Here is a 23,199-nt window from a genome sequence, read left to right as displayed (position 1 = left end):
CAACGACCCCAACAATACGCCCGGGAACCGAATGCGCAACAGGTATTCGCCGAAATACTTCGGCCATGCCTGCCGCGTCCGGCCTTCGTGGGGCCGGGTGCGACGGGGCTAACATGTTCCCACCACACCTTTCATGGGACGGACCGTCCCACAACCCGAAGGAAAGTATGACGCAGATCACTTCCGGCGACGCCACGCGGCCGGCCCCCTCCCCCACCGTCATCATCGCCCCGGACGCCTTCAAGGGCTCCGCGAGCGCCGGGGAGGCGGCCGAATGGCTCGGCGAGGGTGTCCGCAGCATCATCAAGGATGCCGACATCACCCTTGTCCCCATGGCGGACGGCGGAGAGGGAACCTCCGGGCTCTTCTCGGGCGAGCGCGTCACCCTCCCCACCACCGATGCCGCGGGGCGGCTCACGGAGGCCACCTACACCTACGACGCCGCCACCTCCACCGCATTCATCGACGTCTCCGCCGCGAGCGGCCTGCCCGCGGTGAAGGACAATCCCGTCCCGCTGCGCGGCGACACCTACGGCACCGGCGTGCTCATCGCCGACGCGCAGACCCGCGGGGCCACCCGCATCGTCCTCGGTCTCGGCGGCTCCGCCACCATCGACGGCGGCACCGGCATCCTCGTCGCCCTCGGCGCGCAACCGGTCAATGCCGCCGGCTACAACCTCACGCCCGGCGGTGGCGGACTCGTCGACCTCGCCGACTTCGACACCGCCACCCTCAACATCCCGGCGGGGTCCGTGGACTGGGTCCTGCTTGCCGACGCCCTCGTCCCTGCAACCGGCGAACGCGGCGCCGCGCGGGTGTTCGGCCCCCAGAAGGGCGCGGACGACGGGGATGTCGAGCTGCTCGACCGCGGCCTGGCCCGGTTGTGCGAAGTCACCGGGGTCGACCCCGCCGCCCCGGGTGCGGGTGCCGCCGGCGGAATCGCCGTGGGCATCACCTGGCTGTCGCGGCTACTGCACGGAAACGACGACCACGTCAGCGTCGTGGCAGGCGCCAAGCTGATCGCCGAAACCCACGGGTTGGGGGAAATGCTGGAGAACGCCTCTCTGGTGGTCACCGGCGAGGGCCGCTTCGACGACCAGAGCCCGGAGGGCAAGGTCGTCTCAACCGTCCTGGACCTCGCCTCGCGGGCCGGAACGACGGCAGCGGTCGCCGCCGGGTCCATCGAACACGACCTGCCGGAGGGCGTCATCGGGGTCGAGCTCGAGGACCTCGACGACACGGCGGAGCAGCTGCGCCGGGCCGGGGCGCGGATCGCCGTGGATTACCTGAGGATCTCGACCGTCCAGGGGTAAATGGAGGCAACTTCGTAACGCTCCTGGAGCATGAGGGCGGCTGGGTCCTTCGGCAGGCTCGCCTTCGGCGTGAGCACGCGCGAGAGCCCCATCGCCAGCCTGTTGTAGCTGTCCGCCCCGCCCGCCTCGATGCGGAAGCGGTGGGCCCGGGCACCATCCGCGTCGGGGTCCGCCCCCCGGTCTGCGCGGTAGACCTCCCTGAGCTGGGAGAGGATGGGGGCGTCGAGAAGCGGCGGCTCCGCGTGCTCCACGCTCCCCGAGGTGAGCATCCCGCGGCGCACGAGGATGTCGAGGGCGCGCTGGAACGCGGCGGCCACCTCGCCGGCGGCCGGGTCGGGGACGAGGACATCGAACTGGATGATCGGCATGGATCCAGGCTAACCAATACCCTTGAGTGTCATGACTTCCTTCATCCACGGACACACCGAGCCGCTGCTGACGATGGCGGACGGGACCATCAAGCAGATCAACCCGTTCTCGGGCACGGAGGTGTGGACCGTCCCCGGGCGGGGGGACCGCCCGCTGAGCAAACCCGTGACGGACGCGCGCCCGCTCAGCGGGGAGGACTTCACCGACACCTGCGCATTCTGCTCCGGCAACATGCTCTCGACCCCGCCCGAGAAGGCGCGCATCGTGCGCATCGGGGAGGACTGGAAGATCCTCCGCCACCTCCTGCCCAGCCAGGTCGCGGCGGAGCCGGCGGAATTCCGGCGCATCCCGAACCTCTTCGAGATCGTCTCCTACACCTACTGGAACAAGAATTACGGTTACGAGCTATCCGACGAGCAGCGCTGGTGGATGGACTCCTACCTCGCCGATCCGGAGGGCCGGGAGCACCTGCTCAAGATCGCCCGCATGCGCCGGGGCGCGAAGGCCGAGGGAGCGAGCGAGGATGAGCTGCTCGGTCTCGCCCCCTCCTTCTTCGGCGGCGGCCACGACGTGATCATCGGGCGGCGCCACTTCGTCGACGGAGCAACCGACGACTCCCAGCTCGCCTCCTCGGGCACCCTCACCCCGGACGAGCACCACGGCTTCATCCTGCTCACCATCGACGCGATACGCGACCTCTACGACCAGAACCGTTACGCGCCCTACGTGGCCGTGTTCCAGAACTGGCTCGCCCCCGCCGGCGCCTCCTTCGACCACCTGCACAAGCAGCTCGTGGCCATCGACGAGCGGGGGGCGCAGAACGACCGGGAGATCGAGAAGCTGCGCCAGAACCACAACATGTACAACGAGTACGGGGTCAACCACGCCTTCTACAACAACCTCGTCATCGCCGAGACGGACCACGCCATCCTGATCGCCGGGGTGGGCCACCGCTACCCGACGATGGTGGTCTATTCCAAGTCCCCGGCGGCCGAACCGTGGGAGCAGAGCCCCGAGGAGATCCGCGGGTTCTCCGACCTCCTCCACGCCGCGCACGCCGCCACCGGCCCGCGGGTGGCCTGCAACGAGGAGTGGCACTACAAACCAATTGACCTCGACATCTCCATGCCTCTGCGCGTGAACCTGAAGTGGCGGGTGTCCACCCTCGCCGGTTTCGAGGGCGGCACGAAGATCTACGTCAACACGCTCTCCCCGCTCGACATCCGCGACCGCATGGTCACCAGCCTCTACGAGCTGCGCGAGGCCGGGCGCATCTCCGAGAACATCCGCATCGCCACCGAGTGCAACCCCGTGCGCAACTGCCTGCGCTACAACCCGGCGCTAGGTTAGGGGGCGCGCATGCCCCGGGCCCGCCGGCCCGGGGTGCGGATGAATGGACGTCGAGAAGCAGCGAAGGAGCCCACGATGAGCGAGACCCCCGAGACCACGGAGATGCCCCCGTTCGCGGACATTTTCGCGGCGCACGAGATCGACCCCGTGTGGCAGCGCCGCCTCTACGAAATCCTCCATTCGCACCCCGAGCTCTCCCTCCAGGAGAAGGAGACGCACCGCCGCATCCTCGCGGAGCTGAAGCGCTTCGACTGCGAGATCATCGCACCCGTCGGCGGGTTCGGGATCGTGGCCGTGTTCCGCAACGGCGAGGGACCCTCGGTGCTCTACCGGGCGGACTTCGACGGCCTTCCCGTCACCGAGGAAACGGGGGTCTCCTACGCCTCCCACAAGGTGGTGGAGGGAAGCGACGGCAAGCAGGTGGGCACCATGCACGCCTGCGGCCACGACATCCACACCACAGCCCTGCTGGGCCTGTGCGACTTCATGGATCACACCCGGGACCTGTGGTCCGGCACCTTCATCGCCCTCTTCCAGCCCGGCGAGGAGATCGGCGCCGGGGCCGACGCCATGATCGATGACGGCCTGGTCTCCCGCATCCCCCGCCCCGACGTGTGCTTCGGCATGCATGTCATGCCGGGGCGCGCCGGGCAGGTGATGAGCAAGGCCGGCCCCCAGTTCGCGGCGTGCGACTCGATCCGCGTGACCATACCCGGCCGCAGCGCCCACGGATCCATGCCGCACGCCGCCATCGACCCGACCTTCACCGCCGCGATGATCATCGCCCGGCTGCAGGGGATCGTCGGGCGCGAGGTGGACCCGAACGACTTCGCCGTGGTCACCGTGGCCCGCATGCGCGCGGGGTCGACCAACAACATCATCCCCGGCGAAGCGGAGCTGACGCTGAACTGCCGTTTCTACAGCGACAAGACCAAGGCCCGGGTGTACGCCTCCATCGAGCGGGTGGTGCACGCGGAGGTGCTCGCCTCCGGCGTCACCGACGCACCGGCAATCGAGTACTTCGCGCACGGGGAGCTGCTCAGCAACGACGCCGTGGTGTACAACAGGGTCCGCCCGAACTTCGACGCCGTCTTCGGCAAAGACTCGGTGAAGGCGCCGCGCAAGACCGTCTCCGAGGACTTCCCCAACATTCCGCTGGCCTTCGGGGTGCCCTACTTCTTCTGGCTCGTCGGCTGCACCCCCCGCGGGCAGTGGGACGCGGCGGTGCGCTCCGACCGGATCAACGAGGACATCCCCGTCAACCACATGTCCACCTTCCTGCCGGAGTACGAGCCCACCATCGATGCCGCCAACCGCGCGGCCGTCGCCGCGGTGTACACGTACCTGGCCAGGTGACGCGGACCCGGCGCGTCGGCTTCCGCCGGTGCGCCCTGTAGGCTCGGTTAGCGTTTCCGGCCCCAACAACCGTAACAACCGTCCCCGAGGCGACCCACGAGGTAGATGAATGAGTAATCCAGCACGCCCGTCCGCGTTCGACACGACCGTTGCGGGGCACGTCCGCAGCTTCTCTGGCGCCACCCCGCGCAATTCAACGGTGAAGAAGTTCTGGACCGGCATGTCCGCCGCCGTCATGGAGCGTATCGCCGACGACTGGGACGCCACCCGCCGGGCCTACGCCGCGACCCGCCAGCAGGCGTACTTCTCCGCGGAGTTCCTCGAGGGCCGCGCCCTGCTGAACAACCTCACCAACCTCGGCCTCGTCGAGGACGCGCGCCGGGCGGCCGCGGAGAACGGCTTCTCGCTTTCCGACGTCCTCGACGCCGAGCACGACGCCGCCCTCGGCAACGGCGGCCTCGGGCGCCTCGCCGCCTGCTTCCTCGACTCCGCCGTGACCCAGGATTACCCCGTCACCGGCTACGGACTGCTCTACCGCTACGGCCTGTTCCGCCAGGAGCTCGTCGACGGTTTCCAGACGGAGCACCCCGACGAGTGGAAGGAGTCCTTCTACCCCTTCATCGTTCGCCGTGGCTCGCAGCAGCGGATCGTCACGTTCGAGGACATGAGCGTGCGCGCCGTGCCCTACGACATGCCGATCACCGGCTACGGCACCCGCAACGTCGGCACCCTGCGCCTGTGGGACGCCAAGCCGATGCACGAGTTCGACTACGACGCGTTCAACCACCAGCGCTTCACCGATGCCATCCTCGAGCGCGAGGCGGTGCACGACCTGACCCGCGTGCTCTACCCGAACGACTCCTCCTACGCGGGCAAGGTCCTGCGGGTGCGGCAGCAGTACTTCTTCGTCTCCGCCTCCCTGCAGGAGATGGTGGACAACTACATCGAGCACCACGGCGACGACCTGCGCGGGTTCCACACCTACAACTCGGTCCAGCTCAACGACACCCACCCGGTGCTGGGCATCCCGGAGCTCATGCGCCTGCTCATGGACGAGCACGGCCTGGGCTGGGAGGAAGCCTGGGAGGTGACCACGCGGACCTTCGCCTACACCAACCACACGGTGCTCCAGGAGGCGCTGGAGACGTGGGACGTGGCCATCTTCAAGCAGCTGTTCTGGCGCATCTGGGAGATCGTGGCAGAGATCGACCGCCGCTACCGCATCGACATGGAGTCCCGCGGCGTGGACCCCGAAACCGCCGACCACTACTCCCCCGTCCACGACGGCAAGGTCCACATGGCGTGGATCGCGGCCTACGGTTCCTACTCCGTCAACGGCGTGGCGGCTCTGCACACGGAGATCATCAAGCGCGACACCCTCGGCTTCTGGTACGGCCTGTACCCGGAGAAGTTCAACAACAAGACCAACGGGGTGACTCCGCGACGGTGGCTGCGCATGTGCAACCCCCGCCTGTCCGCGCTGCTGGACCGCCTCTCCGGCTCCGACGAGTGGGTAACCGACCTGGACAAGCTCGCCGAGCTGCGCGGTTACGCCGACGACGACGAGGTGATGCGCGAACTGCGCGACATCAAGGCGGCCAACAAGGCCGACTTCGCCACCTGGCTTGCTGGCCACCAGGGCGACGTGGTGGACACCGGCTCCATCTTCGACACCCAGATCAAGCGCCTCCACGAGTACAAGCGCCAGCTCATGAACGCGCTCTACATCCTTGACCTGTACTTCCGCATCAAGGAGGACGGGGAGCGCGACGTGCCCAAACGCACCTTCATCTTCGGTGCGAAAGCGGCACCCGGTTACACGCGCGCGAAGGGCATCATCAAGCTCATCAACGCCATCGGCGAGCTGGTCAACAACGACCCCGAGGTCTCCCCGATCATCCGCGTGGTCTTCGTGGAGAACTACAACGTCTCCCCCGCCGAGGAGATCATCCCCGCCACCGACGTCTCCGAGCAGATCTCCACCGCCGGCAAGGAGGCCTCCGGCACCTCCAACATGAAGTTCATGATGAACGGCGCCCTCACCCTCGGCACCATGGACGGCGCGAACGTCGAGATTGTCGAGGCCGTCGGCGAGGACAACGCCTACATCTTCGGCGCCCGCGAGGAGGAGCTCGACACCCTCCGCAGCGGCTACAACCCCCAGGCGACGTACGAGCAGGTCCCGGGCCTGAAGAGGGCCCTCGACGCGCTCGTCGACGGCACGCTTGACGACGCCGGCACCGGCGCCTTCCACGACATCCGGGGCTCGCTCCTCGACGGCCACGGCTGGGAGACCCCGGACGTCTACTACGTGCTCGGCGACTTCGCCGACTACCGCGCCACCCGCGACCGCATGGCGCGGGACTACTTCGACGACCCCCTGCAGTGGGCGCGGATGTGCTGGATCAACATCTGCGAGTCGGGCCGCTTCTCCTCCGACCGCACCATCCGCGACTACGCCACCGAGGTGTGGAAGATCGAGCCGACCCCGCTCGGGGAGCCGGCGCGCTGATGGACTACCTCACCCGGGCGATCGAGATCGCCGAGAGGTCCGCGCGTTCCGGGGGCGGCCCCTTCGGCTGCGTGGTGGTCACCGCGGACGGTGACGTGTTCGAGGGGCGCAACGAGGTTGTCCCGGCGAGCGACCCCACCGCCCACGCCGAGATCCAGGCACTGCGCGCGGCGTGCGCGGCGGCAGGGTCCCCCGACCTCGCCGGAGCGACCGTTTACGCCTCGGCGCAGCCGTGCCCCATGTGTTTCGCGGCCCTGCACTGGGCCAACGTCTCCGGGGTGGTGTACGCGGCCGCGGCGGGGCAGGCGGCGGCCGCCGGCTTCGACGACTCCGCCATCGCCGACATCGCAGCGGGGCGCGCCGAGGACACCATCCCCTTCGTGCACGACCCGCGCGGAAACGACAACGCCCCCTTCGAGGCCTGGGAGCACAACCCCGACAGGGTCGAGTACTAGCTCCCCGGGGCGTCGAAGGGGGCGTCGTAAAGCGGCTTAGAACCTCGGGTTCGCCGTGTTGTCCCCGAGCTGGTGCACGTGGATCGTGTTCGTCGTGCCCGCGACCCCGGGCGGGGTGCCGGCGACGACCACCATCGTGTCGCCCTCGTGGTAGTTGTCCATGGAGAGCAGGCACTCGTCGACGACCTTGATCATCTCGTCCGTGCTGCCCACGGACGGGCAGAGGAAGGTCTCCGCGCCCCACGTCAGTGCCAGCTGCGAGCGCACCTGTTGAACCGGGGTGAACACGAGCAGCGGAAGCTCCGGGTGAAGGCGCGCCACGCGACGGGCGGTGTCGCCCGAGGTGGTGAAGGTGACGATGGCACGGGCGTTGAGGCGCGAGGCGATGTCGTTGGCCGAATAGGAGATGACGCCCCGCTTGGTGCGCGGGATGTGGTTCAGCGGGGGCACGAAGCCCATCGACTCCGCAACCCGGACGATGCGGCCCATGGTGCGCACCACGTTGTGCGGGTCCACGCCGACGGAGGTCTCACCGGAGAGCATGACGGCGTCCGCGCCATCGAGCACCGCGTTGGCCACGTCCGATGCCTCCGCTCGGGTCGGGCGGGAGTTGTCGATCATCGAGTCGAGCATCTGGGTGGCCACGATGACCGGCTTGGCGTTCTCGCGGGCGATCTGGATCACGCGCTTCTGCACCAGCGGTACCTGCTCGAGCGGGATCTCCACACCGAGGTCGCCGCGGGCGACCATCACGGCGTCGAACGCGAGGATGATCGACTCGAGCGCCTCGACGGCCTCGGGCTTCTCCAGCTTGGCGATGACCGGCACACGGCGGCCGACCTCGTCCATGATCTCGTGGACCAGGTCCACGTCGGAGGGCGAGCGCACGAAGGACAGGGCCACCAGGTCGACCCCGAGCTGAAGGGCGAAGCGCAGGTCGTCCTTGTCCTTCTCGGACAGCGCCGGCACCGAGATGTCCATGCCGGGCAGGGAGACACCCTTGTTGTTCGACACGGGCCCGCCCTCGGTGACCTTGGCCACGACATCGTTGCCGTCGACCTCGGTGACCACCAGTGCCACCTTTCCGTCGTCGACGAGGAGGCGGTCGCCCGGCTTCGCGTCCTTGGCGAGGTTCTTGTAGGTGGTGGAGACGCGGTCATGCGTGCCGGGGACATCGTCCACCGTGATGCGGACCTGCTCCCCGGTCTCCCAGAAGGTCGAACCTTCGTCGAAGCGGCCGAGGCGGATCTTAGGGCCCTGCAGGTCGGCGAGGATGCCGACCGCGTGGCCGGTCTTGTCGGTCGCTTCGCGCACCCACCGGTAGTTCTGCTCGTGGTCCGCGTGGTCGCCGTGCGAGAAGTTCAGGCGGGCGACATCCATGCCGTCGCGTACGAGGCCGAGGATGGCCTCCGCGTTGCCCACCGCGGGCCCGAGGGTACAAACGATCTTGGTTCTTCTATCCACGATGCTCCAACTCAACTAGCTTGTGTTCTGTGGCGTTTCGGGAACGTTTTCGGGGACGTCCCGGGAACGCGTTCGTCCGTCTATTTCCGCCGTCCACGGTACCCGGCATCGCGGTGTTGCGCCGTGGCGGCCGGTCCGGCGGTGGCCCGCCCGCCGGTCTCACCAGTGCGCTGCCCCGGAGCCGCGACGCCCGTGAAGGCCCCGTGCTTCGTGGGGTCCGGGTTGAACGCCGGGTCCACCTCGTAGGGGGTCTCGCGGCCCGGGCGCAGGCGGAGGAAGCACACCAGCGCCACGACGAAGAGGATCGCGCTGACCCACGTGTTCACCCGGAGGCCGAGGATCCTCGTGGCCTCGTCGGCCCGCATGAGCTCCACGCCGAAACGGCCCAGGGTGTAACCCGCGACGTAAAGCGCGAAGACACGCCCGTGGCCCAGCCGGAAGCGGCGGTCGGCCCAGATGAGCAGAGCGAAGACCAGGACGTTCCAGATCAGCTCGTAGAGGAAGGTGGGGTGCACGCTGGCGACCACCTCGCCCGTGGAGTGCCCGGACACCGGCGCGAAGCGGCCCTCCGGGTCAACGCGGTAGTAGATGTCCAGCGCCCACGGAACATCCGTGGGCCGGCCGTAGAGCTCCTGGTTGAACCAGTTGCCCAGGCGCCCGATGCCCTGTGCCAGCACGACGCCCGGGGCCGCCGCGTCGGCGAAGGGCGCGAGGGCGATGCCCTTGCGGCGCAGCAGCAGCCACACTCCCAGGGTTCCCAGGGCCACCGCGCCCCAGATGCCCAGCCCTCCCGCGCTGACGTTGAGAGCGGACCAGGGGTTCCTCCCGGGCCCGAAGTACTTCTCGTGGTCCGTGATCACGTGGTAGAGCCGGCCGCCGACGATGCCGGCCGGGATGGCGACGATCGCCGCGTCCCACACCACCTCGGTGTTGCCCCCGCGCGCCCGGTAGCGCCGGGAGGTGATCCACAGCGCGACGAGGATGCCGACGATGATGCACAGCGCGTACGCGCGGATGGGCACGGGACCGAGGTGCCACACGCCCCGCGGCGGGGACGGAATGTTGGCCAGGATCGTTGTTTCCACGCCCCATAGTCTGCCTCACGGCCAGGGCCGGCGCGGGAGGCGGGTGCAGGGCGGGCACGGGCGGGTTTAGCGCGGGGGCATCGCGCGGCAGCCGGGGATCAGGAGCGCGAGGGGCAAGCGGGGTGCTGACCCGCCGCGGCAAGCCGGCGCGTGGCGGCGTAGATGTCGTCCTGGCTCATCACAGCCTCGGCCGCCAGCACCGCGTCGGCGCCGGAGGCCGCGGCATCGATGAGATCGCGCGCGCTGCGCACCCCGCCCAGGCTGATCTTCAACACGTCCGTCGGCAGGCCGGGCGAGATTTCCGCGAAGGCGTCGCGGTTCAGCGCGTTCGTGTTGAAGGTCCACGAGTTCACGGCCACGATGCCCGCGCCGGCGCGCAGGGCCCTGTCCGCCTCCCCGGCGGTGCGAACCTCCGCCATCACGGCCATGCCCAGGCTCTCGGCCCGGTCCAGCAGCGACTCGAGGCGCGCCTGACCGAGTATGGCCACCTGCAGGGGGATCATGTCGGCGCCGAAACACCGGGCCTCGTGGATCTGGTACGGGTCGACGATCACGTCGCGGCAGACCATGGGCAGGTCGACGGCTGCACGCGCCGCGGCCATGTCCGCCAGCGAGCCGTCGAAGCGCAGCCTTTCGGTCTGGCAGGCGATGAGGTGCGCCCCTCCCTCCTCAATGGCGCGGGCCACGTCCTCCACGGTCAACCCGGAGGCGGAGAAGGGGGCGGTCGGCCCGTGGACCGGGGAGGTGCGCTTGATCTCGACGATGACGCCGCACCCTGGGCGCAGCAGCGCACCGCGCACATCGCGCGTGGGCCCCATGTCGCGGGAGCGGGCCTTGATCTCGGTGAAGGGGAGCTCAGCCTCGCGACGCGCGACATCGCGAAGCACACCGGTGACGACACTGTCGACCGCTTCTGCCGCCTGCATCTCCACCACCCCTCCCGTCAGAGGCAACGAATTCGTCCTTGCCTTTAGCGTATCCGCAGGCCAGGAACCGGCGAAATCAAACGGGGGTAGACAAAAGGCGAGGGCCCGCTTATCGACGCCCCTCCGGCGCCCCGCCTGAGGTGTCCGTCGGATCCAGCTCGGCGTCGAGGGCATCCCACATGACGCGGCCCGAGTCCGGGCTGGTGGCGAGGTCGTCCTCGATCTTCTCCCGGCGCACGGCCTCGGTCTCGTATTTGTTCTGCTTTGCGGTGTCTTCGCCGGGGCGCAGGGCGACGAGCACACCGCCGACGGCCGCGAGGACGCAACCCAGCGCCGCAAGTGCCGGGTTGAGCTGGTGCACCGACACATCGGTGACCTGGGCCCAGCTGGCGACTGCATCGGAACGGGCCTGCATGTCCTCGTATCCGGCGGTGAGCAGGGTGTGGACGCGCCCGTAGTCAGGCCCGGAGACGAGCAGCTTCACGGGCGTGTACGCGGCGGCGAGGGCGGCCAACGCCGCGACGCCGCCGACAACCCGCCGGCCCAGGCGGCGCAGCACGAGCGCCGCGATGGCGGCGACGATGAGCAGCAGGGAGACGGCCGAAGCCTCGGTGGACCAGTCGGAGCCGCTGACGTCGGCCACCCCACCACCGGCGCGGTCGTCGTAGTACTGGGCCGTCATCCACGTCAGGCGGGTGAAGCCGGCGACCGTGAGCCCCCCGAGGCCCAGGAGGGCCGCCCCGAGGCGGGAGAAGCGCTTGCTCGCGGGCGCGGCCGCCCGATCACCCCTGCCGGTCATGTCCCCGGCGCTTCTTCCGGTGTTGTCCGCCGTGCCTTTGTCAGTCATCCGATTCCCCCGTGAGCAGCTCGTCGGCGTCGAAGCACGTGTGGTTTCCGGTGTGGCAGGCCCCGCCCGTCTGACGGACGGTGAGCAGCAGGGTGTCGCCGTCGCAGTCCAGGCGCACAGCGGTCACTTCCTGGGTGTGGCCGCTGGTGAGGCCCTTGATCCAGTACTCCCCGCGGGAGCGCGAGTAGTAGGTCGCCCGGCGGGTGGCCAGGGTGTGGGCGAGGGCGTGGTCATCCATCCACGCCATCATGAGCACGTCGCCGGTGCCCTCCTCCTGCGCGATGGCCGGGATCAGGCCGGCGTCGTTACGCTTCAGGCGGGCCGCGATGGCGGCATCGAGCTCGAAGCGTGCGGGATCACTCATCGCACGACCTCCCCTGCCTCGCTCAGCGCGCGCTTCACGTCGCCGATGGACACCTCACCGAAGTGGAAGATGGAGGCCGCGAGCACGGCATCCGCGCCGGCCTCGACGGCGGGCGGGAAATGCTCCGCCTCCCCGGCCCCGCCGGAGGCGATGACGGGGATGTTCACCGCCGCGCGCACCGCCCTGATGAGCTCGAGGTCGAAACCGGTCTTGGTGCCGTCGCCGTCCATGGAGTTCAGAAGGATCTCACCCACGCCGAGGTCCTGGCCGGTGCGGGCCCACTCGACGGCGTCGATACCCGCCGAACGCGTGCCTCCGTGGGTGGTCACCTCGAAGCCCGAGGGCTGGGGCCGGCCGCCCTCCGGCACGCGGCGCGCGTCGACGGAGAGAACAATGCACTGGGCCCCGAACTCCTCGGAGAGGGTGCGCAGCAGCTTCGGGTCGGCGATCGCGGCGGTGTTGACGCTGACCTTGTCGGCCCCGGCGCGCAGCAGTTCCCTGACATCGTCCGGCGTGCGCACCCCGCCGCCGACGGTGAGGGGGATGAAGACCTGCTCGGCGGTGCGCCGGACCACCTCGAGCATGGTCCCCCGGCCCTGCGTGGAGGCCGTCACGTCCAGGAAGGTCAGCTCGTCCGCGCCCATCTCCCCGTAGCGGCGGGCCAGCTCGACGGGGTCGCCGGCGTCGCGGAGGTTCTCGAAATTGACACCCTTGACCACGCGCCCGTTGTCCACGTCGAGGCACGGGATGACACGTACGGATACTCCCACGGCGGTCACCGATTCCTTCCACAAAAGTTGCCGGGCCCGTCCTCACCGGTCTGGCCCGGGCGGTCGCTGGCGTTGCCCCGCTCAGGGGGCGACGGACTTCATCGTACTCAGCGCGATGGCGTGGGCCCTTTCCGTGCCGGCGATTGCGCCGATTGAATCCATGGTCCACGGCTCACCGTCCGGCCCGGTCACCACGGCTCCGGCGCAGCGGGCGAGGAGGATTCCCGCGCTGTTGTCCCACAGGTGCGGCGAGAAACTCACCGCGGCCTGGTAAATGCCCTGCGCGACGAAGGCGAAGTCCACCCCGACGGACCCGGAGATGCGCGGGCGGAGGTTGGTGTCCGAGAGGGTGGACATGATCTGCAGGCGCACGGCCGCGGGGAAGCGCTGGGAATCCGGTGAGCGCATAGACCCGATTCCGACCTGCGCGGCCGAGCGGCACTCCTGCCCGAGCGGGGGCAGGGCACGCCCGTTGAGGTGGACGGGCCCGCCCTCGACACCGGAGAGGCGCATGTTCATCAGCGGGATGTCGGTGACCGCGACCACCGGTTGGCCGTGCTGGATCAGCGAGACGAGGATCGAGCAGTTCGGGTTGCCGGACGAGTAGTTCGACGTTCCGTCGATGGGGTCGACAACCCAGCAGGCGTCTGCGTTGAGCTCGCCGCCCTGCTCCTCGCCGTAGACGGGGATCCCGGTAGCCGCGGTCAGGCGCTCGCGCAGGAGCGTCTCGATCGCCACGTCGGCCTCGGTGGCGAAGTCCCCGCCCCCCTTGAACAGAGCCGGCGCGGATCCGAGGTGCGACACGAAGACTTCGCGTGCCTCGTCGACGATCTCTTCGGCGATCTCGAGGAAGCGACGTGTGGAATCCATAAGCACACCTTAACCTCTCCACCCCATTTATAGGGGCCTTTTAGGCCGGCGCGCCCCGGGACGCGCCACCCACGGCGGCCAGCGCGTCACGCAGCGTGAAGCGCTTCTCGTAGAGGGCCTTGCCGATGATCACGGAGTCGATCCCCTCGTCCGTGTAGCGCGCCAGCGAGGTGACATCGTCGAGCGTGGCGACGCCGCCGGAGGCCGTCACGGCCGCCTCGGTCGCCGCGGAGACGCCGCGCAGAAGGTCTACGTTGGGGCCCGTCAGGGTACCGTCCCTGCTGACGTCGGTGACCACGAAGCGGGCACACCCGGCCCCGTCAAAGAACTCCAGAACCTCCCACAGGTCGCCGCCGTCGGTGGTCCAGCCGTCACCGGAGACGCGGAACTCCCCGTCCTCCTCCCGCACCGCAATATCCACCGCGATGCGCTCGCCGTGGCGGGCGATCGCGCCCGCGGTCCAGTCCGGGTCGCGCAGGGCCGCGGTGCCGATGTTGACGCGCTTCGCCCCCGTGGCGAGCGCCCGCTCGAGCGAGGCGTCGTCGCGGATCCCTCCGGTGAGCTCGACGTTGATGTCCAGCCGCCCGGTGATCTCGGCCATCAGGTCGTGGTTGGAGCCGCGGCCGAAGGCGGCGTCGAGGTCGACGAAGTGCAGCCACTGCGCACCCTGCTCCTGCCAAGTCAGTGCGGCATCCAACGGGCTGCCGTAGCTCTTCTCGGTGCCGGCCTCCCCCTGGTCGAGCCGGACGGCCCGGCCGTCCACGACATCGACGGCGGGAAGAAGTGTGAAATCCATGGGTCAATCCTAACGAAGGGCTAACTCAGCGTCCCCACCCAGTTCTCCAGGAGCGCCAGCCCGGCATCTCCCGACTTCTCCGGATGGAACTGGGTCGCCCACAGCGGCCCGTTCTCCACTGCTGCGACGAAGCGGCTGCGCCCGTGCTCGGCCCACGAGACCTTCGGCGGGGCGATGAACTCGTCCTCGGCCATCTCCCAGTCCTGCACGGCGTAGGAGTGCACGAAGTAGAAGCGGGTGTCCGGGTCGCACCCCGCGAACATCGCGGAGCCCGGGGCCATGTCGACGGTGTTCCACCCCATGTGGGGGAGAACGTCGGCATCGAGCTTGTCGACGACCCCGGGCCACTCCCCCAGGCCCTGGGTGTCCACCCCGTGCTCGACGCCGCGGTCGAACATCACCTGCAGGCCGACGCAGATGCCCAGGACGGGCCGCGAGCCGGCGAGGCGCTGGCCCACGATGCGCGGGCCGTTGACGGCACGCAGGCCGCGCATGCACCCGGCGTAGGAACCCACGCCCGGCACGACCAGGCCGTCGGCCTCGACCGCGAGGGCCGGGTCGCGGGTGACCACCACGTCGGCGCCGACGTGCTCCAGGGCGCGCTGGGCGGAGCGGATGTTGCCTGCGCCATAGTCGAGGAGCGCGACGTGCGCCCTGCCGGAGCCGGTGGACTGGGTGGGGTGCGTGCCTGTCATGGTTGCGTAGTTTAACCCGGGCGCGGGGCGGGGGCCGTCGATAAGCGGGTGCGCGCTCTAGCGCCCGCCGCGCTTGTAGAAGCGCGGGGCCTGCACCGAGCGCAGTCGAACCGCGAGGTTGTTGACCTCGACGACGCGGTTGCGGCCGAGGAAGCGGTCGGTGGTGGTGACCATCACCCCGATGAGGATCACCCCGCCCGCGATGCCGAACATCGGGCCCACGGTCATGGTGCCCAGCAGGAAGCCGTAGAACATCGAGCCCATGCCGGTGCCCGAGTCGAAGGCGATGTTCCACATCGCGGAGGCCTCCGAGATCTTCGACTTGGGCAGGCGGTAGAACAGCTGCGTCAGTGACTCGTTCTGCACCGCCCCGAAGCCGGCGCCGTAGAGGATGGCTGCCGGGACCAGCCACCACACCGAGGCGTCGGCGAGGAGGACGCCGGAGATGAGCAGGATGCCGGCGGCCGCCGCCATTTGGAAGGGGATCATGACGGTGCCGGGCAGGCCGCGGCGGTCGAAGACCATGCCCGCGAAGTAGCGCGCGACCATGGCGGCGAGGTTCATCACCGACAGCAGCACGCCGGCGAAGGCGGCCCCGGAGGCCGGATCGAGGACGCGGACGCTGACCGGCAGGAAGTTCGTCACCGCGCCGTAGGCGGTGGTGACGAAGGTCAGGGCGATCATCGGGACCGCGACGAGGCGCCACACCGGCACCTTGACCGCGGTGAGCTCCTTCTCCTCCGCCGCGCGCGGCGGGATCGTGGGGATGAACGCGCACACCACGAGCCCAACCAGGCCGATCGCGGTGGCGAGGACGTAGACGACCGGGTAGCCCACCTCCCCGGCGAGCCACAGGCCGAGCGGCAGCGCCGTCATCTGGGCCGCACCGACGCAGGCGCCAAAGATGCCCGTGGTGCGCCCGAGCAGGCGCAGGGGCACGAGCTCCGCGATGATGGCCGCTTCGGCCACGCTGAGCGCGCCGAAGCCGACGCCGCGAACGACACTCACCGTGATGACCACCGCGGCGTCCATACCCAGCAGGAACCCCAGCGCGGGCAGGCTGAGCAGCAGCGACGAGACGGCAATGACGGTGCGGTAGCCGAAGACGCGCAAGAGGCGGGGCACGAACACCTGGGTGATCACCGTGGCCAGCATGAACATCCCGGTACTGGTGCCCGCGAGCGATTCGGAGCCGCCCGAGTCCACGATGGCGGTGGGCACTACCGGAAGCAGCAGCGACCACGCGCCGAACGCGGCGGCGATGGCCACGAGGGTGGGTTTGAGGCCCCGGGCCCTCCAGGGCGTGGTGACGGATTCGACCTCGGCGGGGGTGAGAACCCCCGTGGCACGTCCCCGCAGCATCAGAACACGGTTCCGGGCGGGGCTGCCGGGGCCGCGGCGGGCACCGCGGGGCGCGCGGTGCGGGGATCAGGAATCAATTAGAGGGCTCCCTTCGTGGATGGAACGCCCCGCAGCTCGGGGTCGCTGTGCACGGCCTCGCGCAGCGCGCGGGCCACGGCCTTGTACTCGGCTTCGGTGATGTGGTGCGGGTCGCGCCCGTAGCGCACGTTGAGGTGCAGCGTGATCCGGGAGTTCGCCGCGAGGGTCTCGAAGAAGTGGCGGTTGATCACCGTGGCGTAGTGGCCGCCGATGATCTGCCACTGCAGGTGCTCCGGCTCGCCGTTCATCACGAAGTACGGCCGGCCGGAGATGTCCACGACGCCCTCGACGAGCGTCTCGTCCATGGGCAGGAGTGCGGAGCCGAACCGGCGGATCCCCCTTTTATCCCCGAGGGCGTCGAGAAGCGCCCAGCCGAGCGTGATCGCGGTGTCCTCCACGGTGTGGTGGGCGTCGATGTGGGTGTCGCCGTGGGCGCGCACCGTCAGGTCGAAGGCGCCGTGGGTGCCGAAGGCCGAGAGCATGTGGTCGAAGAACGGCAGGCCCGTGTCGACCTCGACCCGGCCGGTGCCGTCGAGGTTGATCTCCACGGAGATGTCGGATTCGGTGGTGGTGCGGGTTGCCCGCCCGATGCGGTTAGCCATTGCGCACGTCCTTCGCTGCGTCGAGGAAAATGTCGTTTTCGCGGTCCAGGCCGATGGTCACCCTCAGGTGGCCGGGCACGCCCACGTCGCGAATGAGCACGCCCCGGTCGAGGAAGGCCTGCCAGGCCGCGTGGGAGTCGTCGAAGCGACCGAAGAAGAGGAAGTTCGACTCGCTGGGAACCACGCTGTACCCGAGGTCGTCGAGGCCCGCCTGCACCCTGTCGCGTTCGCGCGCGAGCTTCTCGACGGTCGCCAGCGTCTCCCCCGAGTGCCGCAGCGCGACCCGGGCGGCCGCCTGGGAAAGCACGGAGAGGTGGTACGGCAGGCGGACGAGCATGACCGCCTCCACGAAGGCCGGCGCGGCGACGAAGTAACCCAGCCGGCCCCCCGCGAAGTCGAAGGCCTTCGACATGGTGCGCGAGACCACGAGCTTGGAGGGGTAGCGCTCCAGCAGGGTCACCGAAGAAGGCGAGGGGGAGAACTCGGCGTACGCCTCGTCCACGATGACGATGCCGGGCGCGGCATCCAGGATGCGTGCGATGTCGGCCAGGTCCGTCACGTCGCCGGTGGGGTTGTTCGGGGTGGTCACCATCACCACGTCCGGGCGCTGCTCCCCGATGGCCGCCAGCGCCACGTCAATGTCGATGCGGAAGTCCTCCCCGCGCGGCACGGCCAGAAACTCGGTCTGCGTTCCGGCCGCGAGCAGCGGGTGCATCGAGTAGCTCGGCGTGAAGCCCATCGCGGTGCGGCCCGGCCCGCCGAATGCCTGGAGGAGCTGCTGCAGCACCTCGTTGGAGCCGTTGGCCGCCCAGAGGTTGTCGCGGGAGACCGCGACACCCGTCTGCGAGGTGACGTAGGCCGCGAGGTCCTCGCGCAGCTCGACGGCGTCCCGCTCCGGGTAGCGGTTCAGCGTGGAGGCGAGCCGGGCGGTTTCGGCCACGAGGTCGTCCACCAGCGCCTGGGAGGGCGGGTACGGGTTTTCGTTGGTGTTCAACGCCACCGGCACCTCGAGCTGGGGCGCGCCGTAGGCGGACTTCCCGCGCAGCTCGCAGCGCAGCGGGAGCTCGTCAAGCCCGGTGCCGGCCGCAAGGGTGTTTTCCCGGAATTCCATCTACTTCCCCTCCCCGTCGGTGGCTGAGCCGGTGCCGATCCCGCGGGCCTTGATCGCCTCACCGTGCGCGGGCAGCTGCTCGGCCGCGGCGAGCGTGATGATGTGCGGGCCGACCTCCGCGAGGGCGTCCCGGTCGTACTCGATGATGTTCACGGGCTTGAGGAAGGTGTGGGTGGTCAGACCCGCGCTGAAGCGCGCCGTGCCCGAGGTGGGCAGGACGTGGTTGGACCCGGCGGCGTAGTCGCCGAGCGGCACCGGGGAAAACGGCCCGACGAAGATCGCGCCCGCGTTGGCGATGCGCCCGGCGACCCCGCGCGCGTCGCGGGTGTGGATCTCCAGGTGCTCCGAGGCGTAGGCGTTGGCGACATCGACTGCGGTGTCCATGTCGTCGACCAGCACAATGCCCGACTGGGCCCCGCCGAGGGCGGAGCTGGCGCGCTCCGAGTTGAGGGTGGCCGCCGCCATGCGCTCCACCTCCGCGGCAACCCCGCGCGCGAGCTTTTCCGAATCGGTGATGAGCACCGAGGCGGCCTGCTCGTCGTGTTCGGCCTGGGAGATCAGGTCGGCCGCGACGTAGGTGGCGTCCGCGGAGTCGTCGGCAAGCACCGCGATCTCGCTCGGGCCGGCCTCGGAGTCGATGCCCACCACGCCGTTGACCACGCGCTTGGCGGCCGCGACGAAGATGTTTCCGGGGCCGGTGATCTTGTCCACGGGCTCGAGGCCGGCACCGTCGTCGCCGTAGGCCATGAGGGCGACGGCCTGCGCCCCGCCGACGGCCCACATCTCGTCGATGCCGAGCAGGGCGCACGCGGCGAGGGTGGTCGGGTGCGGCCACCCCCCGAACTCCTCCTGCGGCGGGGTGCACACCACCATGGACTCCGCACCCGCCTCCTGGGCGGGGATGACGTTCATGAGAACGCTCGACGGGTAGACGGCCTTGCCGCCCGGGACGTAGAGGCCGACGCGGCGCACGGGGGCGAACACCTCGGTGACCGTCGCCCCGGGGCCGAGCGTGGTGGTGTGCGGCTCCGGCTTCTGCTCAGAGTGGACCGCGCGGATGCGGCGGATGGACTCCTCCAGCGCGACGCGAACCGCGGAATCCAGCCCGGCGACGGCCCGCTCCACCACCTCGGCCGGCACCCGCACCGCAGTGGGGCGCACCCGGTCGAACTTCTCCCCGTAGTCGAGGGCGGCCGCGGCGCCGCGCTCGCGCACCTCCTCGACGATGGGCGCCACGGTGGAAAGGACGCCGTTGACGTTCACCCCGCCGCGCGGGAGCACCCGCCGCAGCTCGGAGGTCGAGGGCGTGTGCCCGCGCAGGTCTATGAGATTGAGCAACGTGTCCTCCCGCGGTGGTCAGGTGATTTCCCCGCCATTGTAGGGTGGCGCGGGTGCCCGCGCGCCGTCGGGGCGCGCGGGTTACCCGCGGGCGGTGCCGCTGCCGAACCGGCTCGTTGGTAGCGTGCGGGGACTAGGATCACGACGTGGGGCTTGCGTTGCGGGGCTCATGTCGCGGGCGGGCCCGGCCCCGCGGCGGGGAGGTTCCGCCGCGTGCCGCAGCGCGCTCCACAGACACGACCCGAGGAGGCTGAGATGAGCAGGCACCGAGCTCAGGAAGGGCCCGAGGGAATCGGGGAGGTCCCGGCCGAGGTCACCCTCGAGCGGGTAGCGGATGCCCTGCGCGGGCTCGGGTTCGACCCCCTCGAGGCACCCGACAGGCTGGTCGTGTCCGCCCCCGGTTACGTCACCACCGTGTGGGTGGACCACGAGAAGCCGCTCACCCTCGTGGCGGACTGCCAGCAGCGTGTCCCCGTCGAGTTCGAGTACGGCTCCCCACTTGCACGCTTCATCAACACCTGGAACCACGACAGGGTCGGCCCCGTCGCCTCCTACCGGCTCACGGATGCCGGGGATCTCGACGTGCGCCTGCGCGCGGGGATACTGGCCAAGTTCGGGCTCAGCGACGAGCAGCTTTTCCAGGAGCTTGTCGACGCCTTTGAGCACATGGCCGCGTTCTCCGTTCAGCTGCGGGAGAAATTCCTTCCGGTGGAGTTCGACCACCCCCTGCCGCCGACGCTGACCCGGGCGCAGGACACCGACGCCCTGCTCGGAGCGCACCCCTCGGCACGGCACCTGCCGCGCGGCGGTCACCGCGATGTCTCGGCCGCCCCGGACGAGTACACCCACGGGTTCTTCGGCGGGGCCGAGGGCTCCCCCGCCGCGGAGGTGACGGCCGAAGTGTGCATCACCGATCTCGCGGAAGCCCTGGACATGCTCGACTTCTCCTACGGCCTCACCCCGGAGGAGGTCATCGCCACCGGCGTCAACGGCGTGCCCTTCGCGGTGTGCATCGACGGCGAGGCCTACGCGCGGGTGACCGCGATGTGGGATTCGGGCCGCGATGCCGACACCGGGTTCCTGCCCCTCTGGTTGATGTGCAACAGCGTGAACGAGGAATCGGGCAACCTGAGGGTGTACCTGCACGAGTTCGATGGGGTCCTCCACGTGCACGTGGAGACGACCTGCGTGATCAGCGCCGGGCTGTCCCGCGACCAGTTGAACAACTACGTCATCTCCTCGCTGGTGGCCATCCTCGGGGCCGTGGACACCATCAGCACCCAGAGTCAGGGCACCTCCGTGGTGAACTGGCCCGCCGGCGAAGGGTGAGTGCGGCGCCGGTAAGGGGTTACCCTTCCCGCCCGACGCCCTCCGCGGGGGGTTCCGCGGCGGCCGGCTCCGGTCCGTCGTCGGGCGCCCTCTCCGGGGTGACGAGCGCGAGAAGCCAGTAGGACAGCGCAGCCGTGAATGGAGCCGCCAGCCAACCGATTCCCGGGTGGAGGGCGGGGATGACGTGGAAACGCGCCCCCTCGGTGAGATCGACGTGGCCCGGGGTGTCGGAGAAGAACCCCGCCGCCCACGTTCCGAACGTGAAGACCGCGAAGGAACCCGCGAGCGCGGAGACGATGACCCAGAGCATGGTGCCCGGCGACACCCGCCCGCCCGCACGCGAGTACGCCCGGACGGACAGGACGAGGCCCAGGACACCCGTTATGAGTGCGAACCAGGCGAAGGAGGAGAACTCCACGCTGGCCGGGCTGGCCGCCTGGTCGACGACCGCACCGCCGTCCTGAACCATCACCTCGTATCCGGGGCGCAACGCGCCCCAGACAACTCCGGCGACACTTCCCGCGACGAGCGCGAGCACCAGCAGACCCGCCCCCGCGCCCACCTGCGACCGGCGCCCACCCGGTATCCCGCCGCGGCGCAGGCCGGGAAAGGGAGCTGAATGCACGGGGGAGCCCTTCGTGGATACCGCGGTCGAGCCGGACCCGCCGGAGATGGAGGAAGTCATGGTGCCCTACGCTACTGCGCCCCGCGGCGGCGGGGTTAGTTGCACAGCTTCCAGCGCCCGTCCTCGCGCTCGAAGATCTCCGTCTGGGTCTTTGTTCCGTTGGTGCTGGTCGCGGTGACAGAGGCGGATGCCCGGTTGCCGTCGACCCTGACGTCGTCGAGCGAGACCTCGGTCCGGGGCATCTCGATCCCCTGGCCCGACTGCTGCAGCCGCGCCGCCTGCTCGACCTGGTCGATGTTCATCCCCATCCGGTCCATCTCGGCCTGCACCGAGTCGGCGACCTTGTGGCAGGAATTCTCCAGCAGAACGCGGGTCCACTTGTCGTAGCTGCCGGGGTTCATCGAGTCGTACACCGTCCGCTGCATCTCCTCGCGGTCGGCGGCGCTGGCGGGGTTGCCCTTGTCGAGGGGCCGGAAGGTGGAGCCGGAGTTCGGGTTCCCCAGAGGGTTCGCCAGCGACGGCGCGGCGGCATCGGAACCCCCACCCGGGGCGGCGTCTCCAGTCTGTTTCCCGTCCTGGGCGGCAGTTGCGCCACCCTGGCCCGCAGCACCGGCACCGCCGCCGTGCGCGGCCGATGTGGCACCCGGCGCGCCAGCCGCGGTGGACAGGCCCCCCGATGAGTCCTCGTCACCTGCGCCGCAGGCCCCGAGCCCGCAGGAGAACACGGCGACTGCCGCCGCGGCGAACATGCGGGGGGCGCGGGCGGGGCGGGTGCTGGGTGTCACGGTTGTCTCCTCTTCGGTGGGTGTCCCCCGCGCGGTGCCCGGAGCCCTGGTTCGGATCCCCGGGCCGCTCGCGTGAAGAACGCCACTTTGCGGGCCACTTGGTAGCTCACGCCATCTAACAAGGGCAAACTGACCGGCCGTTTAGCCGGCCGTGACAATATTCTGGGCACTTTCTGTGAGAACAACCGGAGAAATGGCGCGCCCGCACAACCCAGTAAGGTCGTGACACATGCAGCTTTCCCGCGGAGCGATCACCCGCGTCGCCCTCGACATCCTGGACGAGTACGGCCTCGCCGACGTGTCCATGCGCCGCATCGCCACCGTCCTCGGTGTGGCGCCGGGCGCCCTCTACTGGCACATCCAGAACAAGCAGGAGCTGATTTCCAACCTCGCCGCGCTCGTCATCGCCCCGCTTGTCGACGCCCCGCCAGCCGAGCCGGCCGAGGTCTGCGCGCGCCTGCGCGCCGCGCTCCTCGCCCACCGCGACGGCGCCGAGGTTGTCATCGCCGCGGTCAGCCAGCCCGACTCCCCGGTCGGGGCACAGCTGGGTGCCGTGATGCTCGGGGCTTTGGGGGCGGAGTCGGAGGGGGCGTCAAAAAGCGACAGGCTCGCCGCGGTGGAGGGTCTGATGTACATGACGCTGGGCGCGGCGTACGTCCACCAGTCGACGGCGCAGCTTGCTCAGGCGACGGGCGGAGCGGCGGCGGAACGGGCGCCGGGGGACGCTCGGGCCGTAAACCGCGCGATCGGTTTTCTGCTAGCCGGACTGGGCCCCGGCGTCGAGTAACTGGCGCGTG

Annotated in this window: 23 protein-coding genes; 7 read left to right on the top strand and 16 right to left on the bottom strand. The window is 69.8% G+C overall.

The window, feature by feature from the left end:
- The first annotated feature begins 167 nt into the window (after positions 1-167).
- The gene (locus B3611_RS00195; protein ID WP_291313067.1) at positions 168-1,313 is read left to right on the top strand and encodes a glycerate kinase; all 1,146 of its coding nucleotides are present in this window, start codon (positions 168-170) and stop codon (positions 1,311-1,313) included.
- Here B3611_RS00195 and B3611_RS00190 read toward each other — a convergent pair.
- Complete coding sequence (locus tag B3611_RS00190; RefSeq protein WP_291313066.1) at positions 1,283-1,681, bottom strand: hypothetical protein; 399 nt, start codon at positions 1,679-1,681, stop codon at positions 1,283-1,285. The two genes, B3611_RS00195 and B3611_RS00190, sit on opposite strands and share 31 nt — an antisense overlap.
- A 31-nt stretch (positions 1,682-1,712) precedes the next feature.
- Here B3611_RS00190 and B3611_RS00185 point away from each other — a divergent pair, with 31 nt between their 5' ends.
- The 4 genes from B3611_RS00185 (at position 1,713) to B3611_RS00170 (ending at position 7,355) form a co-directional block, all read left to right on the top strand.
- Complete coding sequence (locus B3611_RS00185; protein ID WP_291313065.1) at positions 1,713-3,032, top strand: DUF4921 family protein; 1,320 nt, start codon at positions 1,713-1,715, stop codon at positions 3,030-3,032.
- A gap of 102 nt (positions 3,033-3,134) precedes the next feature.
- On the top strand, positions 3,135-4,388 hold the full coding sequence (locus tag B3611_RS00180; protein WP_291313119.1) for an amidohydrolase: 1,254 nt from the start codon (positions 3,135-3,137) through the stop codon (positions 4,386-4,388).
- 109 nt (positions 4,389-4,497) lie between these two features.
- A complete protein-coding gene (locus B3611_RS00175) occupies positions 4,498-6,900 on the top strand; it encodes a glycogen/starch/alpha-glucan phosphorylase (RefSeq protein WP_291313064.1) in 2,403 nt (800 codons plus the stop codon).
- Complete coding sequence (locus B3611_RS00170) at positions 6,900-7,355, top strand: nucleoside deaminase (protein WP_291313063.1); 456 nt, start codon at positions 6,900-6,902, stop codon at positions 7,353-7,355. Before B3611_RS00175 ends, B3611_RS00170 begins: the two co-directional genes overlap by 1 nt.
- 36 nt (positions 7,356-7,391) lie before the next feature.
- Here the strand turns inward: B3611_RS00170 and pyk are convergent, their stop codons facing one another.
- The 13 genes from pyk to hisD form a co-directional block, all read right to left on the bottom strand.
- Complete coding sequence (gene pyk, locus B3611_RS00165) at positions 7,392-8,819, bottom strand: pyruvate kinase (RefSeq protein ID WP_291313062.1); 1,428 nt, start codon at positions 8,817-8,819, stop codon at positions 7,392-7,394.
- An 80-nt stretch (positions 8,820-8,899) separates the two neighbouring features.
- Positions 8,900-9,904 carry a prolipoprotein diacylglyceryl transferase gene (lgt, locus tag B3611_RS00160; RefSeq protein ID WP_291313061.1) on the bottom strand — a complete coding sequence of 335 codons (1,005 nt, stop codon included), beginning with the start codon at positions 9,902-9,904 and terminating at the stop codon, positions 8,900-8,902.
- Positions 9,905-10,002: 98 nt separating this feature from the next.
- Positions 10,003-10,830 carry an indole-3-glycerol phosphate synthase TrpC gene (locus B3611_RS00155; protein ID WP_291313118.1) on the bottom strand — a complete coding sequence of 276 codons (828 nt, stop codon included), beginning with the start codon at positions 10,828-10,830 and terminating at the stop codon, positions 10,003-10,005.
- A 109-nt stretch (positions 10,831-10,939) separates the two neighbouring features.
- The gene (locus tag B3611_RS00150) at positions 10,940-11,677 is read right to left on the bottom strand and encodes a TIGR02234 family membrane protein (RefSeq protein WP_291313060.1); all 738 of its coding nucleotides are present in this window, start codon (positions 11,675-11,677) and stop codon (positions 10,940-10,942) included.
- Positions 11,670-12,041, bottom strand: a complete 372-nt coding sequence (gene hisI / locus B3611_RS00145; protein WP_291313059.1) for a phosphoribosyl-AMP cyclohydrolase — start codon at positions 12,039-12,041, stop codon at positions 11,670-11,672. The genes B3611_RS00150 and hisI overlap by 8 nt, the downstream gene beginning before the upstream one ends.
- Positions 12,038-12,811 (bottom strand): imidazole glycerol phosphate synthase subunit HisF, encoded by a 774-nt coding sequence (gene hisF, locus B3611_RS00140; RefSeq protein ID WP_291313058.1) that lies wholly within the window; start codon positions 12,809-12,811, stop codon positions 12,038-12,040. The genes hisI and hisF overlap by 4 nt, the downstream gene beginning before the upstream one ends.
- An 81-nt stretch (positions 12,812-12,892) precedes the next feature.
- On the bottom strand, positions 12,893-13,681 hold the full coding sequence (locus tag B3611_RS00135) for an inositol monophosphatase family protein (RefSeq protein ID WP_291313057.1): 789 nt from the start codon (positions 13,679-13,681) through the stop codon (positions 12,893-12,895).
- 40 nt (positions 13,682-13,721) lie between these two features.
- On the bottom strand, positions 13,722-14,477 hold the full coding sequence (gene priA / locus B3611_RS00130) for a bifunctional 1-(5-phosphoribosyl)-5-((5-phosphoribosylamino)methylideneamino)imidazole-4-carboxamide isomerase/phosphoribosylanthranilate isomerase PriA (RefSeq protein ID WP_291313056.1): 756 nt from the start codon (positions 14,475-14,477) through the stop codon (positions 13,722-13,724).
- Positions 14,478-14,497: 20 nt separating this feature from the next.
- A complete protein-coding gene (gene hisH, locus B3611_RS00125; RefSeq protein WP_291313055.1) occupies positions 14,498-15,172 on the bottom strand; it encodes an imidazole glycerol phosphate synthase subunit HisH in 675 nt (224 codons plus the stop codon).
- Positions 15,173-15,229: 57 nt separating this feature from the next.
- Complete coding sequence (locus tag B3611_RS00120) at positions 15,230-16,534, bottom strand: MFS transporter (RefSeq protein WP_291313054.1); 1,305 nt, start codon at positions 16,532-16,534, stop codon at positions 15,230-15,232.
- A 77-nt stretch (positions 16,535-16,611) separates the two neighbouring features.
- Entirely contained in the window at positions 16,612-17,214 is a 603-nt protein-coding gene (gene hisB / locus B3611_RS00115) for an imidazoleglycerol-phosphate dehydratase HisB (protein ID WP_291313053.1), read from the bottom strand.
- Positions 17,207-18,325, bottom strand: coding sequence for a histidinol-phosphate transaminase (locus tag B3611_RS00110; RefSeq protein WP_291313052.1), 1,119 nt, complete (start codon positions 18,323-18,325; stop codon positions 17,207-17,209). The genes hisB and B3611_RS00110 overlap by 8 nt, the downstream gene beginning before the upstream one ends.
- On the bottom strand, positions 18,326-19,663 hold the full coding sequence (gene hisD / locus B3611_RS00105) for a histidinol dehydrogenase (RefSeq protein ID WP_291313051.1): 1,338 nt from the start codon (positions 19,661-19,663) through the stop codon (positions 18,326-18,328).
- Between the two features lie 255 nt (positions 19,664-19,918).
- Here hisD and B3611_RS00100 point away from each other — a divergent pair, with 255 nt between their 5' ends.
- Positions 19,919-20,992, top strand: a complete 1,074-nt coding sequence (locus B3611_RS00100; RefSeq protein WP_291313050.1) for a YbjN domain-containing protein — start codon at positions 19,919-19,921, stop codon at positions 20,990-20,992.
- Between the two features lie 19 nt (positions 20,993-21,011).
- Here B3611_RS00100 and B3611_RS00095 read toward each other — a convergent pair whose 3' ends face one another.
- Positions 21,012-21,677 (bottom strand): hypothetical protein, encoded by a 666-nt coding sequence (locus B3611_RS00095; RefSeq protein ID WP_291313049.1) that lies wholly within the window; start codon positions 21,675-21,677, stop codon positions 21,012-21,014.
- 35 nt (positions 21,678-21,712) lie between these two features.
- Positions 21,713-22,402 (bottom strand): hypothetical protein, encoded by a 690-nt coding sequence (locus B3611_RS00090; RefSeq protein WP_291313048.1) that lies wholly within the window; start codon positions 22,400-22,402, stop codon positions 21,713-21,715.
- A 229-nt stretch (positions 22,403-22,631) separates the two neighbouring features.
- Between B3611_RS00090 and B3611_RS00085 the strand changes: the two genes are divergently transcribed.
- A complete protein-coding gene (locus tag B3611_RS00085) occupies positions 22,632-23,189 on the top strand; it encodes a TetR family transcriptional regulator (protein WP_291313047.1) in 558 nt (185 codons plus the stop codon).
- Positions 23,190-23,199: the final 10 nt, after the last annotated feature.

This window comes from Corynebacterium sp. UBA2622, from assembly GCF_002339505.1.
Lineage (GTDB): Bacteria > Actinomycetota > Actinomycetes > Mycobacteriales > Mycobacteriaceae > Corynebacterium.
Note: the sequence above shows the minus strand (reverse complement) of the source record. Positions and strands in the feature narration are given on the sequence as shown.